Origin of the sequence: Streptomyces sp. GbtcB6, assembly GCF_019091475.1 — a bacterium.
Classification (GTDB): Bacteria; Actinomycetota; Actinomycetes; order Streptomycetales; family Streptomycetaceae; genus Streptomyces; species Streptomyces hyaluromycini.
The window spans coordinates 56,195-70,279 of record NZ_JAGXJL010000026.1 but is presented as its reverse complement, the minus strand read 5'-3'; the positions used below and the strand labels follow the sequence as shown (position 1 = coordinate 70,279).

The window sequence follows — 14,085 nt, the reverse complement described above, 5'->3', positions numbered from 1 at the left end:
GGCCGGAGTGCCGCCTGGAGAGCCGTCCCTTTGATCCCGTAATGTGGCTTTCCGTCGTCACGGCAGTAAGCCCGACGCGGCTCCTGGGGAAGGGACTTAAGGGACTTGATGGAACACACCGTCGTCCGCTGTGCCGAAGGGCACGTGTTCAGCACCACTTCGTTCCCGATGCAGCAGGCCGAGCGGCTCGGCCCCGGTCGGCTCGTGCGGTGCCCGAAGTGCGCCCGGCTGCGCAGCGTCGTGCCGGTCGCCCTTGAGAAGCGGTAGCGGCCGAAGAAAACAGCAGTAACAGAGGCGCGCGGACTCGTCACGGTTTTCATGGGTCCGCGCGCCTTGCGTATCCTCGGGGCGTGCTTCTCTCAGACAAGGACATCCGGGCCGAGATCGACGCCGGGCGGGTACGGATCGATCCCTACGACGAATTCATGGTGCAGCCGTCGAGCATCGACGTACGGCTGGACCGCTTCTTCCGGGTGTTCGAGAACCACCGGTACCCGCACATCGACCCCTCCATCGAGCAGCCGGACCTCACCCGGCTCGTGGAGCCCGAGGGCGACGAGCCCTTCATCCTCCACCCCGGCGAGTTCGTCCTCGCCTCGACGTACGAGGTCATCTCGCTTCCCGATGATCTCGCGTCCAGGCTGGAGGGGAAGTCCTCGCTCGGGCGGCTCGGGCTGGTCACGCACTCCACCGCCGGGTTCATCGACCCCGGGTTCAGCGGACACGTGACCCTTGAGCTGTCCAACCTCGCGACCCTCCCCATCAAGCTGTGGCCGGGCATGAAGATCGGGCAGCTGTGCATGTTCCGGCTCTCCTCCCCCGCCGAGCACTCCTACGGCAGTGAGCGCTACGGCTCCCGTTACCAGGGGCAGCGCGGACCCACCGCCTCCCGCTCCTACCTCAATTTCCATCGGACGCAGGTGTGAGGGGTCGGGCATGAGCGGTGACGTGCGGGAGAACCTGACCTACGAGCGGTTCGGCGTCGCCGTCCGCGAGCTCGCCCAGACCATCGCCGACGACGGGTACGAGCCGGACATAGTGCTCTCCATCGCCCGCGGCGGGGTGTTCGTCGCCGGCGGGCTCGCGTACGCCCTCGACTGCAAGAACCTTCATCTGGTCAACGTGGAGTTCTACACCGGGGTGGGGACCACCCTGGAGATGCCGGTCATGCTCGCTCCCGTCCCCAACGTCATCGACTTCAGCGACAAGAAGGTCCTCATCACGGACGACGTCGCCGACACCGGCAAGACGCTGAAGCTGGTCCGCGACTTCTGCCTCGACCACGTGGCCGAGGTCCGGTCCGCCGTGATCTATGAGAAGTCCCACTCGCTCGTGAAGTGCGAGTACGTGTGGAAGCGGACCGACGACTGGATCAACTTCCCTTGGAGTGTTTTGCCTGCAGTACGTAAGTCGGGGGAGCCGGTCACACCATCACGGGAGGCCCTGTAGAGGTCGCCAACCCTGGGGCTGCGCTGCCACGAAAGCGTGACTGTCGGTGCCGCCCTATATGCTTCTGCCGTCCACTTCCGGTCCATCCCAAGCTTCGGACACGAGAGCCGAAGACCCCAGTAGTCAGGGGTAAGTACGACCGGACTGGAAGTAGGACATGGCAGATCCGCGAAAGCCCGAAGAGCCGGACGACGATGATCACAAGCGGGGCCCGACGAAGGCCGAAATTGTGATCGCGGTCCTCTCGGCGCTGACGGCGCTCGCAGGCTGTGTGGAGCAGCTGGCGCGCTAGCGCGCTGACGATGAGCGGTGAGCCGGACGATGGCAGGCCCTAGAAAAGCGGGCCCGGCCAATGTCTACTCGGCCGGACCCGCTCAACGACTCCACGCACAGGCTCGGCTCTGGTGTGCAAGACCGGAGCCGAGCTTTTGTGCTTGGAGCCCGCTCACGCCCTGTGTGGTTCCACTTCTCCACTGTGTCAGTAGGAGTGGACCATTAACCTCACAGGTCCATAGGCCAGACTATAGCCTTTGGTCTTCGCTGGACCTAGCTGGCCTCAGTACTAGGAACGCTCCTTAGACCCCGACTGACCTGGCCAAACAGCGCTTCCGTGGATGTGGAACCTGTGATTTGACTCGCCTCCCAATGGGGTACGTAGTAGGTCATGCGCCTTCTGGCGATAAGTCATCAACCCCCTATCCGCCAATACCCACCGCCCACCAGCTCCCATCCCGTCTGCCGTCGACCCACACACCGTGGAGCGGGCGTGGTTCATGGCGTCCAGGTGGAGCGCGCCACTGTACGAACGACCTGGACGCCATGGGCCGCGTCTGCTCGGCTCTGCCTGGGTCGATGGCAGACGGGATGGGAGCACCCCGCGCACGCCACTGTCCGCCGGCACACGCGAACGGCGCCCCCGCCATCTCGGAGCCTGAGCGCCCCCGCCGGAGGCTGGCTCTGACCGTGGCCGGTCTCTACGGTGATCGACTCATGACCCGGCGTTGTCCACGTGGGCGCGCGTCGGCGCAGCGCGGGCGGAGCGGGCCGAAGGCAGGAGCGGCGCCCGGAGCGGAGCCGGGAGCGCGCCCGGCGGAGCGGAGCGCAGCCGGCTTGATGAGGTAGAGAAACCTGTAACAGCTCATGGCCGATACGGGTCTTGGCGCTGGTCAAGCCTCCGTGGTGCCCTGGCAGCAAAGACGCAGCCATGAGGGGGCAGGGTGCAGCCGCTGTTGAGTGACTTAGCGCAGAACCGGCCGGGCGACGCGGTACGGAGGAAGATCCAAGAGCTACAGCCGAATCCCGTCCTGAGGTTGATCAACCGCTGGGTGCCCGGCTCGGAGATCCGTAGCTGGTCGGCTGGGCTCACCGGTGAACTCATCACCGCCCGGAAGTTGGACAAGCTCAAACGTTATGGCTGGTTCACCCTCCATGCAATCCAGCGGCCCGGCGGCGCAGACATCGACCACCTTGCCATCGGCCCCGCCGGCGTCTTCGCCATCAACTCAAAGCGGCATCGGGGCAAGACCGTTTGGTACGGCGACACCGCCCTCACCATCAACGGATCGGTAACCCGGCACATCGCGATCAGTCAGTCCGAAGCTCGCCGCACGTCTCGGGCCCTCTCTCGCCGCTTCGGCGTCGACGTACCCGTACGTCCCGTGATCTCCGTCGTGCACGCGGCGAGGCTGACGGTCAAGAGCGCAAACCCCCCGGTGCTCGTTCTAGAGGTTGAATACCTTGATCGGGTCCTGTCGGGCCTCTCTCCTCGACTCGCACCGGAACAGGTTGCGCGCATCTACGAGGTTGCGCGAGACGCGCGAACATGGTCCGGGTGATCACGCGTCGAAGTCGTACTCCAGGATGTAGGAAGCCGCGTCCAAGGTCATTTCGTTGATCTCGACCGGGCGCCCTTCGTCCGCGAAGGCCGTCCGGCAGATCAGGATGACCGGGGTGCCTGAGGAGATACCCAACAGCGTCGCCTCATCCTTCGAGGGCATGCGTGAGCGGATCTCCTCACGGAAGTGCACCGGCTTGTACCCGAGTTCGGCAAGGCGCGCGTAGATTCCGCCGGCGCCTGGGTCTGACTGCGTGATGGCCGAGTCTCCCACTACTGACGTGGGGAGATAGCTGGTTGCGAGCAGTACGGGCTTCCCGTCCAGGACATACCGGCGTCGGCGAATACACACCGTCTCCTCGTCGGCAAGGTCGAGCACGCGCCCGACGCTCTCCGGGGCGGCCTCCTCCGACACCGCCACCTGGTCCACTTCGAGCGTGCGGTTCTCGGTGTCGGCCGCCCAGATGGATCGACCGCTACCCCACTGCTCCTGCGCAAGCCGCTGGATACCTCGGCGCCGTAGTGGCCGGAAGGACCGGACGAAGACGCCAGCGCCCTTGCGGGACTCGACCGTACCTTCGTCCTTGAGTACACCCAATGCCTGACGGGCCGTCATACGGGCCACGCCGTGGGCGTTCATCAGCTCGTTTTCTCCCGGAAGCCGATCACCGGGACCGTATTCGCCCGACTGGATCGCCTCGCGCAGGGAGTCAGCGATCCGCTGGTACTTCGGCCGACGGTCGTCGTCGGTGGTGGCCATTGGGGAGCCCTCCTCTCTTCTCTAGACAGCCTAGGGCATAGCTACAAACTCCGCGTGTACGTAGCTACGCATCCCACCCCGTGCGTGTAGCCCGAATCGAGCCCGATCAACATCTCTATACAGATTCCCTTGACGTCTCTATACAGGTTGCGCTCCAATGGAGATGTCTAGAGAGGTCGCGTCCGGCGGCTTCCGTGATCGAGGGATGTGCTCATGCCGTCTTTCAAGATCGACCTTTCGACCGCTGTGGTGTTCGTGGCGACCGCGCCGGAACCCAAGATGGTCAACAAGAAGACCGGTGAGCGGGCCGTGGACCGGGAGACCAACGCGAGCCTGTCGACCGTGGGCCTGTTGGTCTCGGACGAGGGTGAGGGCAACCTCTACCAGGTGACCGTGCCGGAGACCGGCCTTCCCGAGGGTCTGGCGCCGGGCATGCCGGTGCGGGTCGTCGGGCTGAAGGCCCGTGACTGGGAGAACACGTTCAACGGCGAGAAGCGCCACGGGATCTCCTTCCGTGCCGTCGCGATCACTGCCGGGGTCTGACCATGACCGACGTCACGCCCTGGCTCGAACTGGGAACCGCCGCCGCTGGTGCCGGCGGACTCGGCTACGCGAAGGTCCACGCCCCGCGCGTGTACTGGTCGCTGGTCGGTCTGCCGGTCACCTGGGGCCGGTTCACCTGGACCTACGGCTCCACGATGGAGGTGTGCGGGCTGACGGTGCAGCCGTCCCGCCTGCGGGCCTTCATGACCCGCAACGTCGCTCACCGCGAGGTCCGGCCGGTCCCGCCGAAGATCCGCCGGGTCCGCGGCACGTCGACCGGACTCCTGGTCACCCTGCGCCTCCCCGCCGGTCTGGAGCCGGCGGACGTGGCCGCATCCTCGCAGCGCCTGCGGCACGCGTTCGGGGTGCAGTCGGTGACCGTGTCCGAGACCAAACCCGGCTACGTCGAGCTGCGGATGACCGGCTACGACGTCCTCAACCGGGTCCGCATGCCCCGTGCGGCCAAGCCCCGTGACCTGGTCGTCCCGGTCGCGCTGCGCGAGGACGGCTCGGTGTACGAGCGGGACTACCGCAAGGCACCGATGTCACTGACCCTGGGCGCCACCCTGTCCGGCAAGTCCATGTACCAGCGCAACCTGATCAAGGGGCTGGCTCAGCTCCCGATCGGGCTGGTCGGGATCGACTGCAAGCGCGGTGTCGAGCAGTCCCGCTACGCCTCCCGGCTGTCGGCGCTCGCCACCGATCCACAGTCCGCCGGCCTGCTGCTCGACGCCCTGGTCCGGGAGATGGAAGAGCGCTTCGACCTGCTCGCCCTCCACGGCGCCTCGGACCTGTGGGACCTGCCGGAGGACGTCCGCCCGGTGCCGCTGGTGGTCCTCATAGACGAGATCGCGGAACTGTTCCTGGTGACCTCGAAGAAGGACGAACCCGCCCGCGACCACACGGTCATGCAACTGGTCCGGCTCGGGCAGATGGCCCGTGCGATCGGGATCTACCTGGAGGTGTGCGGGCAGCGCTTCGGCTCAGACCTCGGCAGGGGCGCCACCGCCCTGCGAGCCCAGCTCACCGGCCGCGTGGTGCACCGCGTCAACGACAAGCAGACCGCCGAAATGGGCCTCGGCGACATCGCCCCGGACGCGGTATCGGCCGTGACAGCGATCCGGGCGGACCGTCCCGGCGTCGCGGTGGCCGGCGACACCTCCGGCGGCTGGTCCCGCATCCGCACCCCCGAGACCACCCCCGACGAAGCGGCGGCCGTCTGCCGCGAACACGCACACCTGACACCGGACCTGCCGTTCCTGGACCCGTTCCGGCCCATCGTCCGCAGCGCGCCGGCCAAGGCTCCCGCGCTGGTGATCCCGGAACCGGTCACCGAGTAATCCCCCCGCTTGCACCCCGGTCGGCGCGACCGCCTCGCGCCAGGTCCCTACCCGCTCCATGCCCAAAACCCGGAAGGAGATCGCCGATGACCAGGGCGAAGACCCCGGAGCCGAAGCCCGCCGCGTGCTCGGTCTGCAAGGGCTCGGGGGAGGTCTCCCGCTCGGTCCAGGTCGGCCGCAAGCGCCGCACCGTCGGCCAACAGACGGGGTTCTGCCTCAACTGCCTCGGATCCGGCGAAGCCCCGAACTAGTCCCCTGACCTGCTCCAACACGTTGAAGGAGGTGAAGAGATGAAGCGCTCGATCCGTCCGGACGCGGTACTGGTTCAGGCTGTGATCGCGGGTGCGTTGTCCTTCGCCCACCTGCACGACCTCGCCCAAGCCGCCGGACAGACCGGCTGGAAGGCCTGGGCCTACCCGATCAGCGTTGACCTGCTGCTGGTCGCCGCGTGGCGCCGGCTGCGGGCGCAGCGGTCCCGGCTGGCCTGGTGCTGGTTCGTGGTCGCCCTGGTCGCCTCGCTGGGCGCGAACATCGCCACGGCCGGCTTCCTCGACATGAACCACCCGCCCGCCCTGCTCCGCCTCGGCGTCGCCGGCTGGCCCGCGCTCGCCTTCCTCGGCGGCACCCTCCTCGCCCACCAGCACACCGACCACACCCCGGACCTGGCACCAACGGCCGCTGTCGAGCAGGAGCCGGCGTCCCGTCCGGTGGTCGACGTCGACCGCTCCGAGATACCCGACCCGGCCCCGGAGATCCCTGAGCCGGAGCCCGTCCCGGCACTGCCCAAGGCCGCTCCCAGCGTGCCCCCGGCCCTGATCGACCACGCCCGCAAGGTCGCCACCGACCACCGAGCCCGCACCGGGGCCGACATCGACGCGGCCACCCTGCGTGCCCGCCTCGGCGTCCCGGAAGACCTCGCACTCGCCATCGTCGCCCAACTCGCCTGACAGCAAAGGAGGTTCCACCGTGCGCCCGAACCGCTTCTACAACGTGATCCGCATCGGGCCGGTCAAGGTCGCCACCTTCAACAACGGCCATGGCCAGACCAAGCACATCGCCGCCTGCACCGCTCCCAAGTGCGGTGTCTCCAACGAGTACTTCGACCGAGCAGCCGCCGAACTCGCCGCCCGCACCCACACCTGCGCCTGAACCCGAAGGGAGATCCACCGATGTTCACCCCGAAGTACCCGACCCCGGACACCGCCCCGGCCACGGCACCCGTCACGCCCCAGACCGCCGTCCCGGCGGCCGCCGTCCCGACGGTTCCCGCCCCGGCCTCGGTCGTGCAGACGGCCCCGGCCCGGCCGACCGTTCAGCTCACCCCGAGCTCCGCGCTCGCCCTCGCCGCCGGCGGTGGCGCCGTGGTCTTGGTCGTCGGCGCGGTCCTGGTCTCCATGCTCCTCGCCGTGGCCATCACCGCCGTCTCGGTGGCGCTGGTCGCGGTCGTCCTCAAGTCGCTGCTGAAGGACCTCAACAAGCACATCTGAACGGCCCCCGGGGCGGCCTCGGTCGCCAAACTTCCGCCGCTCCGGGCGCCTCAACCCACTTCCTGATCCAACGGACCCGAAAGGGAAGCCTCATCATGCCCCGGAACACCCCGAGCCCGCGCGTCTGCCGCGACTGCGACGGCTTCGCCCGCGCCGCCATCACGACCGGCACCCGCAACCCGGACGGCACCCGCACCACCCTCACCGTCACCTGCTCGGCCTGCCACGGCACTGGCACCACTGCCCCCACCCCCGCGCTCGTCCGCATCGGGAGGTGACCGGCATGCCCAAGCTCCCCGCCGACCTACGACCGACCGAGGACTTCCCCGGCCTGCGCGTGAAGGGCGGCACCCGCTACAGCACCTCTCAGGGCGACTACCTGTGTGGCGGCTGCGGTGCCGAGGACCACGCCAACGGCGACACCGACGTCAAGGCGCTCGTCCAGGACTGGACCGACAACCATGGCCCGGCTCACCGGAAGGGCCGGTGACCGCGTGACCTCCACCGCCACCACGGCGGGCCTGGACCCGGCCACCCTCGCCGACGTGCTGAGGCTGGCCGGGTCCCCTGGCTTCGACCGCATCCAAGACCAGATCCGCCGCACGGGCGGCTGCTCCGACCCGATCCACCTGCGCGGCTCCACCGTCACCCGCGACCGCACGACCGGTCAGATCCTGCACCGGTACGACACCGACACCGAGCCTGACGGTCGGCTGCGGATCGCGTGCGGCAACCGTCGCGCGTCCCGCTGCCCCGCCTGCGCCTGGACCTACGCCGGAGACACCTACCACCTCATCCGCGCCGGCCTCGTCGGCGACCCCGCCAAAGGCACCCCCGAGACCATCCGCGACCACCCCCGCGTCTTCGCCACCCTCACCGCGCCTTCCTTCGGCCCGGTCCACAACCGGCCCGGCAACCGGTCCTGCCGCTGCGGCACCCGCCACCGTGAAGACGCGCCCGAACTCGGCACCCCGCTCGACCCCGAGACGTACGACTACGCGGGTGCGGTGCTGTGGAACAACCACGCCTCTGAACTGTGGCGATACTTCACGATCTACCTGCGCCGCGAGATCGCCCGCCGCGCCGGTCTCACGCAGAAGGAAGCGCACGCCCAGTCCCGGGTCTCCTTCGGCAAGGTCGCCGAGTACCAGAAGCGCGGAGCCGTCCACTTCCACGCCGTGATCCGCTTCGACGGACCCGAAGGACCCGACTCCCCGCCCCCGGCCTGGGCCACCCTCGACCTCCTCACCGACGCCATCCACGCCGCCGCCGGCCGCGCCCAAGTCGACGTCGACCCCGCCCACTACCAGCCCGACCCCGACCAGCCGGCCCGCATCCAGTCCGCCCGCACCCTCACCTGGGGCACCCAGGTCGACGTCCGCCCGATCCGCGCCTTCGGCGGGGGCGAGGACATCACCGAAGCTGCGGTCGCCTCCTACGTCGCCAAGTACGCCACCAAGGCAGCCGAGACGACCGGCACCGTCGACCGCCGGATCGGCAACAAAGAAGCGCTGACTCTGCTCGGCGTCCCGGACCACCCACGTCGGCTGATCGAAGCCTGCCTGGACCTGCACGCGCTCTACCCAGATCGCAAGCTCCGGGACTGGGCTCACATGCTCGGCTTTCGCGGGCACTTCTCGACCAAGTCCCGCCGCTACTCGACCACGTTGGGCGCCCTGCGCCAGGTCCGCGCCGACTACCGCGCACAGCGGCAACGCCGCTCCCTGGGCCTACCCGACCACGAGACCGAGACCACCACGCTCACCCTCGCCCACTGGTCCTACGCCGGCCACGGCCACACCCCCGGCGAATCCTGGCTCGCTGCCAACATCCGCCGGGACATCCAGCTCAACCGCGAAACGGCACGTGAAGCACTGGCCGACTGGGACGGAGGGCGCCTTGATGACTCGCAAAGCTGAGCCGACGACTCGTAAGCCGGTGATGACGAAAGACGAGTGGATCGCGAAGCATCTTCGTCGTGCGCCGGCCAGGGATGAGGAGTGGGTGCATCGCCTTCTCGTCCTCCAAGGGAGGGCCTAGTTGTGGCTCCCCGTATCGGGGTCTACACCCGCATCTCCAGGGACGACGAGGGAGACGGGCTCGGAGTCGCACGGCAGCGTGAAGACTGCGAACGCCTGACGGATCTTCGAGGGTGGGCGGTCGCCAAGGTCTATCAGGACAACGATGTGTCCGCCTACAAGCGGAACGTGCGGCGGCCTGAGTTCGAACTGATGTTGAGTGACTTGGCGGACGGGCTGATTGACGGCGTCGTCGCCTACGACCTTGACCGGCTCGCTCGTCAGCCGAAGGACCTTGAACGCCTCATCGACCTGTACGACGAGCGCCGGCGGCGGATGTTCGCCACCGTCACCAACGACGTGAACCTGGGCACGGCCGACGGCCGCACCATGGCCCGCGTGATGGTGGCCTTCGCCAACAAGTCGTCCCACGACGCGTCACGTCGTATCCAACGCAAGCACCTCGAACTGGCGCGACAGGGGAAGTCCAGCGGCGGTCCGGCTCCCTACGGATGGCAGCACGACGGACGTACGGTCGACCCCGTGGCCGCCGGCCACATCCGCGCCGCTCAAGAGCAACTGCTGGCCGGCGTACGCATCGGAACCATCCGCACGGACTGGCAACGTCGGGGCCTGGCGCATCCCCGCGAGGGCACTACCCGGCTCCCTCATCACCTCGTGGAACGCATGCTGACCAACCCACGGCTGTGCGGCTACCGCACCTACCGCGGCGAAATCCTGCTGGATGACGACGGGCAGCCGGTCATCGGCGCCTGGGAGCCGATCAACACCGTTGAGCAATGGGAAGCGGTGTGCGCTGTGGTCGCTGAGCGGAAGCAGAAGTATCCCGGCCGCTCACTGGCCCGGAAGTACCTGCTGTCAGGGATTGCCCGCTGCGGGCTCTGCCACGCCAAGATTCGTGGTCAGGTGAACCGGCGACGGAGCCCGAACTCCAAGGGCGCCATGTTCAGCTATCAGTGCTCTGTGGTGAATGGCGGGTGCGGCAAAGTGGGACGCTCGGGGGAAGCCGTTGACGAGTTCGTCATCAGCCTCGTTCTTGCCGAGCAGCGGGAGCGAACTGCGAGTACCACCGTGGAAGAGGCCGAGCCCTGGCCCAACGCGTCCGAGCTGAGTGATGTTGAGACGGACATCGCCGCTCTGACGCAGGCCGCAAAGGCCAAAGAGATCACTGTCTCCACGCTGCTTCAGCTTCTGCCGGACCTGGAGCGCCGCCGTGACGAGCTGAAGCTAGAGCGTGGGCGCTTCAGCAAGGCACGACAGCAGACAGCCGCTCTTAGCGTCGACACCCTTGAGGAGTTCTTGTCCCTCCCGATTGAGCGGCAGCAAACTCTCATCCTTCACAGCCTCTCGGCAGTCCTGATCCATCCCGCCGGGAGGGGAGTGCGCAAGTTCGATCCGAGCTTGATCGAGCCTGTGTGGCGATGACCGGAGCGGTCTACTGCTGACCCTGGACGCGAGGCTGTGCACCTGCCGGCCTCGCGTCTGTCGTGTTACGCCGGCATCTGCTATGACCTGCGCTTATGCCTCGTCTGGAACTACCCTCATCCAGTCAACGATGCCTGGTCTGTGTTGCCTCCATGCCGTAAGTCCGGCACTCCCGTGACGCCATCGAAAGAGGCCCTCTAGGACCTCATGAGTCCACTTCCGTCGATGCTCGGCGTCGAGCGGATCAGGTGAGGGGCGACTTCACGTAGGCGGGGTCGGCGCCGGCAGTCGGGCGAGGGGGTGGTCCTCGCCCAAGATCCGCACGGAACCGGCGGGCGTCCGTTCGTGCAACGGAATCGCCCGCCCCAGGTCCCCAGCCACCTCGTAGGCGCCCGCGACGTTGTTGTCAGAGGCGAGGGTGTCGGAATGGCCCTCACGTCGGGTTCGGCGCAGGCCAGAACCTCTCCGTCGCGTACGGCGGTCGCGATCAAGGGGAAGGGCAGTTCCGTTGCGGCCGGTACCCAGGGCCGCGCCTAGGTCCACGAGCGCGCGGTGTAGCCGGTGAGGAGGGCGCCGACGATGTCGGTCAGCTGTGGCTCGACGTCCACGACACCGTGTGCGAGTTCGGGTTCGGATTCGTAGAAGTCGCGTAGCTTCGTGCCAGGGGCCGCCATCTGCCACAAGGCTCCGGCCATCGCAGTGGCGGTGGCGACGACGCTGTGCGCCTGGTCGAACCGCAATGGCGTGACCGTGCAGAGCGTGGAGCTGACGTCCGCGGTCAGGGCGATGGCATGCGTCTTGAACGCTCGGACCCTCTCCAGGGAGACATTTCGTTCCAGGTTCAGCGGCGTGTGGGCCAGCAGGTCGCAGAACAGCGGGCGGGAGACCAGCGAGTGTGCGATCGCAGCGGCGATCTCGTTCGCGGTCCGCTCCCATTCCGGACGCCCGGCGGTGGGACGGGCCGTGAGGTTCTCAAGCTCGCCGCGCACCGCTGCCGCCCATTCGCCCCATGCTTCGGCCGCCAGCTGCAGGAAGATGTCCTCGCGTGTCTCGAAGTAGCGCAACATCGCCGACTTGTGCATGCCGACCTCGTCGGCAATGGCGCTCGCGGTCACCTCTCGGACGCCGTCGGCTGTGGCGAGCCGGGCAGCCGCCGCCAGGATGGCCTCCTGCCGGGCGCGCTTGGCTTCAGGGGTGCGGGCACGTTCAAAGTCGAAACCGGTCACCGTCCGAGTCTACACGATTACCGCAACGTCGTTGCACTGCGGAAGGGATTTCGAGATTCTGACGCAACCGAGTTGCGGTAATAGTGAAACCGTGTTGCAGTAGACCTATGAGTGCACAGACCAACACCTGGTTCATCACCGGCTCCTCCCGCGGCTTCGGCCGCTCTCTGGCCGTCGCCGCCCTCAAGGCCGGCGACAACGTCGTGGCGACCGCCCGCAGGCCCGAACAGCTCGCAGACCTGGCCGCGCAGTACGGCGACCGGGTACTCCCGGTGGCCCTGGACGTCACCGACACCGCGGCAGCCGACGCGGCGCTCGCAGCCGGGATCGAGAAGTTCGGGCGTCTCGACGTGGTGGTCAACAACGCCGGCTACGCCAACCTCTCGCCCGTCGAAACCACGGACGAGACCGACTTCCGCCGGCAGTTCGAGACCAACTTCTGGGGCGTCTACAACGTGTCCCTGGCCGCGCTGCCGCTGCTGAAGAAGCAGGGCGCGGGCATCGTGATCCAGTTCTCCTCGATCGGCGGACGCGTCGGCCACACCCCCGGGCTCGGCTCCTACCAGGCGGCCAAGTTCGCCGTCGACGGGTTCACCCGCGTCCTGGCCACCGAGACCGCACCGTTCGGGATCCGCTACCTCGTGGTCGAACCGGGCGGATTCGCCACCGACTGGGCCGGCGCCTCCATGCAGGTCGACGACGTACCCCAGGAGTACCGCGAGACCGTCGGCGCCCTGGCCGAACGGCTGCGCGACGGTGTCGCGCCGGGCGACCCCGACAAGGCCGCGGACATCCTCGTGCGGATCGTCCACGCCGACAACCTGCCCAGCCATCTGCTCCTCGGCGCCGGCGCGGCGGACATGGCCCTGAACTACTCCCGCGGCCAGATCGCCGAAGCCACCGCCTGGCAGGCCGTCTCCGCCTCCGCCGATGCCGGCGCCGACCACCCGGTCGACCTGCCCGGCACGCACTAGGCCCCGCCACCGGCAGGAAGGATCAGACATGCAACAACAGTTCGCCGACAAGGTCGCCCTTGTGACAGGCGCCGGATCGGGCATGGGGCGTGCGACCGCGGTCCTGCTGGCGCGGCGCGGCGCGGCGGTCACGCTCGTGGGACGGCGTGAGAACAGACTCGCCGAGGTCGTGGCCGTGATCACCGCCGCAGGCGGCAAGGCTCTCGCCGTCCCCGGAGACGTCAGCAGGCCCGAGGAGATCGAGCACGCCGTCACCCGCACCGTCGAGCATTTCGGAGCCCTGCACTACGCCGTCAACAACGCCGGGGTCTCCGGCGTCTTCACACCGCTGACCGAGATGACCCCCGAGCAGTGGCAGCGCACCCTCGATATCGACCTCAACAGCCTGTTCTACGGGCTCAAGTACGAGATCCCGGCCATTCTCGATGCCGGAGGCGGCGCCATCGTCAACGTCTCCAGCGTGTTCGCCGACCGCGGCGGTCCGACGCCCGACTACTCCAGTGCCAAACACGCCATCCGCGGGCTCACACGCAGCGCCGCGATCGAGTTCGGCAGCCGGGGAGTGCGCGTCAACGAGCTCCAGCCAGGCGTGATCGACACCGAGATGACCCAGACCGACCCCGAGGGCACACAACGCGTCGCAGACACAGGCATCCCCATGCGCCGGGTCGGAACCGGAGAGGAGATCGCCACCGCCGTCGCGTTCCTCCTCTCCGACGACGCCTCCTACGTCAACGGCAGTCACCTCGCTGTCGACGGCGGCTTCCTCGCGTAGTCCGAGCGCGCCCCGGCCGGACCGGAATCGAGGTCTTCACATGCCGCGGCGCGACCCCCACATCGACCGGCATGCCGCGGGCCAGGCCCGCCAGATGCAGGCGCTCTCCAGAGCGCTGATGCCCTTGGTGTTCTCCTCGCCGCGGCTTCCGTTCGCCACCGAACCGACCGCGAGACCGACGACCGCGACCATCCCGACCCGGCACGGGCGGGTGCGCGCCTGCACGAGGTGAC

20 protein-coding genes are annotated in these 14,085 nt (G+C 68.1%); 17 read left to right on the top strand and 3 right to left on the bottom strand.

The features are described 5' to 3' along the window. Window positions 1–108: 108 nt before the first annotated feature. The 5 genes from KVT45_RS35055 (at window position 109) to KVT45_RS35040 (ending at window position 3,284) form a co-directional block, all read left to right on the top strand. The gene (locus KVT45_RS35055; protein WP_217553191.1) at window positions 109–267 is read left to right on the top strand and encodes a hypothetical protein; all 159 of its coding nucleotides are present in this window, start codon (window positions 109–111) and stop codon (window positions 265–267) included. An 83-nt stretch (window positions 268–350) separates the two neighbouring features. Continuing rightward, complete coding sequence (gene dcd, locus KVT45_RS35050) at window positions 351–926, top strand: dCTP deaminase (RefSeq protein WP_217553190.1); 576 nt, start codon at window positions 351–353, stop codon at window positions 924–926. A gap of 10 nt (window positions 927–936) precedes the next feature. Continuing rightward, a complete protein-coding gene (locus KVT45_RS35045) occupies window positions 937–1,449 on the top strand; it encodes a phosphoribosyltransferase (protein WP_217553189.1) in 513 nt (170 codons plus the stop codon). A 157-nt stretch (window positions 1,450–1,606) separates the two neighbouring features. Then, complete coding sequence (locus tag KVT45_RS57805) at window positions 1,607–1,741, top strand: hypothetical protein (RefSeq protein ID WP_302832603.1); 135 nt, start codon at window positions 1,607–1,609, stop codon at window positions 1,739–1,741. A 925-nt stretch (window positions 1,742–2,666) separates the two neighbouring features. Beyond that, the gene (locus tag KVT45_RS35040) at window positions 2,667–3,284 is read left to right on the top strand and encodes a nuclease-related domain-containing protein (RefSeq protein ID WP_308310952.1); all 618 of its coding nucleotides are present in this window, start codon (window positions 2,667–2,669) and stop codon (window positions 3,282–3,284) included. Here KVT45_RS35040 and KVT45_RS35035 read toward each other — a convergent pair whose 3' ends face one another. Next, complete coding sequence (locus KVT45_RS35035) at window positions 3,285–4,043, bottom strand: GntR family transcriptional regulator (RefSeq protein ID WP_217553188.1); 759 nt, start codon at window positions 4,041–4,043, stop codon at window positions 3,285–3,287. Between the two features lie 213 nt (window positions 4,044–4,256). On the opposite strand from KVT45_RS35035, the gene KVT45_RS35030 reads away from it, so the two are divergent. From KVT45_RS35030 to KVT45_RS34985, 10 genes are all read left to right on the top strand, one after another. Then, window positions 4,257–4,586, top strand: coding sequence for a hypothetical protein (locus KVT45_RS35030; RefSeq protein ID WP_217553187.1), 330 nt, complete (start codon window positions 4,257–4,259; stop codon window positions 4,584–4,586). Window positions 4,587–4,588: 2 nt separating this feature from the next. Continuing rightward, window positions 4,589–5,926, top strand: coding sequence for an FtsK/SpoIIIE domain-containing protein (locus tag KVT45_RS35025; RefSeq protein ID WP_217553186.1), 1,338 nt, complete (start codon window positions 4,589–4,591; stop codon window positions 5,924–5,926). A gap of 86 nt (window positions 5,927–6,012) precedes the next feature. Beyond that, window positions 6,013–6,177, top strand: a complete 165-nt coding sequence (locus KVT45_RS35020) for a hypothetical protein (RefSeq protein ID WP_217553185.1) — start codon at window positions 6,013–6,015, stop codon at window positions 6,175–6,177. A gap of 39 nt (window positions 6,178–6,216) precedes the next feature. Further along, on the top strand, window positions 6,217–6,873 hold the full coding sequence (locus KVT45_RS35015) for a DUF2637 domain-containing protein (protein ID WP_217553184.1): 657 nt from the start codon (window positions 6,217–6,219) through the stop codon (window positions 6,871–6,873). Between the two features lie 19 nt (window positions 6,874–6,892). After that, complete coding sequence (locus KVT45_RS35010; RefSeq protein ID WP_217553183.1) at window positions 6,893–7,075, top strand: mobile element transfer protein; 183 nt, start codon at window positions 6,893–6,895, stop codon at window positions 7,073–7,075. 20 nt (window positions 7,076–7,095) lie between these two features. Next, window positions 7,096–7,413 (top strand): SpdD protein, encoded by a 318-nt coding sequence (locus KVT45_RS35005; protein WP_217553182.1) that lies wholly within the window; start codon window positions 7,096–7,098, stop codon window positions 7,411–7,413. A 95-nt stretch (window positions 7,414–7,508) separates the two neighbouring features. Beyond that, window positions 7,509–7,691 carry a hypothetical protein gene (locus tag KVT45_RS35000; RefSeq protein ID WP_217553181.1) on the top strand — a complete coding sequence of 61 codons (183 nt, stop codon included), beginning with the start codon at window positions 7,509–7,511 and terminating at the stop codon, window positions 7,689–7,691. 5 nt (window positions 7,692–7,696) lie between these two features. After that, window positions 7,697–7,903 (top strand): hypothetical protein, encoded by a 207-nt coding sequence (locus KVT45_RS34995; RefSeq protein ID WP_217553180.1) that lies wholly within the window; start codon window positions 7,697–7,699, stop codon window positions 7,901–7,903. A 4-nt stretch (window positions 7,904–7,907) separates the two neighbouring features. After that, complete coding sequence (repSA, locus tag KVT45_RS34990; protein WP_308310951.1) at window positions 7,908–9,332, top strand: replication initiator protein RepSA; 1,425 nt, start codon at window positions 7,908–7,910, stop codon at window positions 9,330–9,332. Window positions 9,333–9,455: 123 nt separating this feature from the next. Beyond that, window positions 9,456–10,877 (top strand): recombinase family protein, encoded by a 1,422-nt coding sequence (locus tag KVT45_RS34985; protein WP_217553178.1) that lies wholly within the window; start codon window positions 9,456–9,458, stop codon window positions 10,875–10,877. A 533-nt stretch (window positions 10,878–11,410) separates the two neighbouring features. Here KVT45_RS34985 and KVT45_RS34980 read toward each other — a convergent pair. After that, complete coding sequence (locus tag KVT45_RS34980) at window positions 11,411–12,103, bottom strand: TetR family transcriptional regulator (RefSeq protein ID WP_217553177.1); 693 nt, start codon at window positions 12,101–12,103, stop codon at window positions 11,411–11,413. A 107-nt stretch (window positions 12,104–12,210) separates the two neighbouring features. On the opposite strand from KVT45_RS34980, the gene KVT45_RS34975 reads away from it, so the two are divergent. Together KVT45_RS34975 and KVT45_RS34970 are read left to right on the top strand one after the other, a co-directional pair. Continuing rightward, window positions 12,211–13,077 carry an SDR family NAD(P)-dependent oxidoreductase gene (locus KVT45_RS34975; protein ID WP_217553176.1) on the top strand — a complete coding sequence of 289 codons (867 nt, stop codon included), beginning with the start codon at window positions 12,211–12,213 and terminating at the stop codon, window positions 13,075–13,077. Between the two features lie 28 nt (window positions 13,078–13,105). Next, window positions 13,106–13,852, top strand: a complete 747-nt coding sequence (locus tag KVT45_RS34970) for an SDR family NAD(P)-dependent oxidoreductase (RefSeq protein ID WP_217553175.1) — start codon at window positions 13,106–13,108, stop codon at window positions 13,850–13,852. Window positions 13,853–13,888: 36 nt separating this feature from the next. Here KVT45_RS34970 and KVT45_RS34965 read toward each other — a convergent pair whose 3' ends face one another. Beyond that, window positions 13,889–14,077, bottom strand: a complete 189-nt coding sequence (locus KVT45_RS34965; protein WP_217553174.1) for a hypothetical protein — start codon at window positions 14,075–14,077, stop codon at window positions 13,889–13,891. Between the last annotated feature and the right edge of the window lie 8 nt (window positions 14,078–14,085).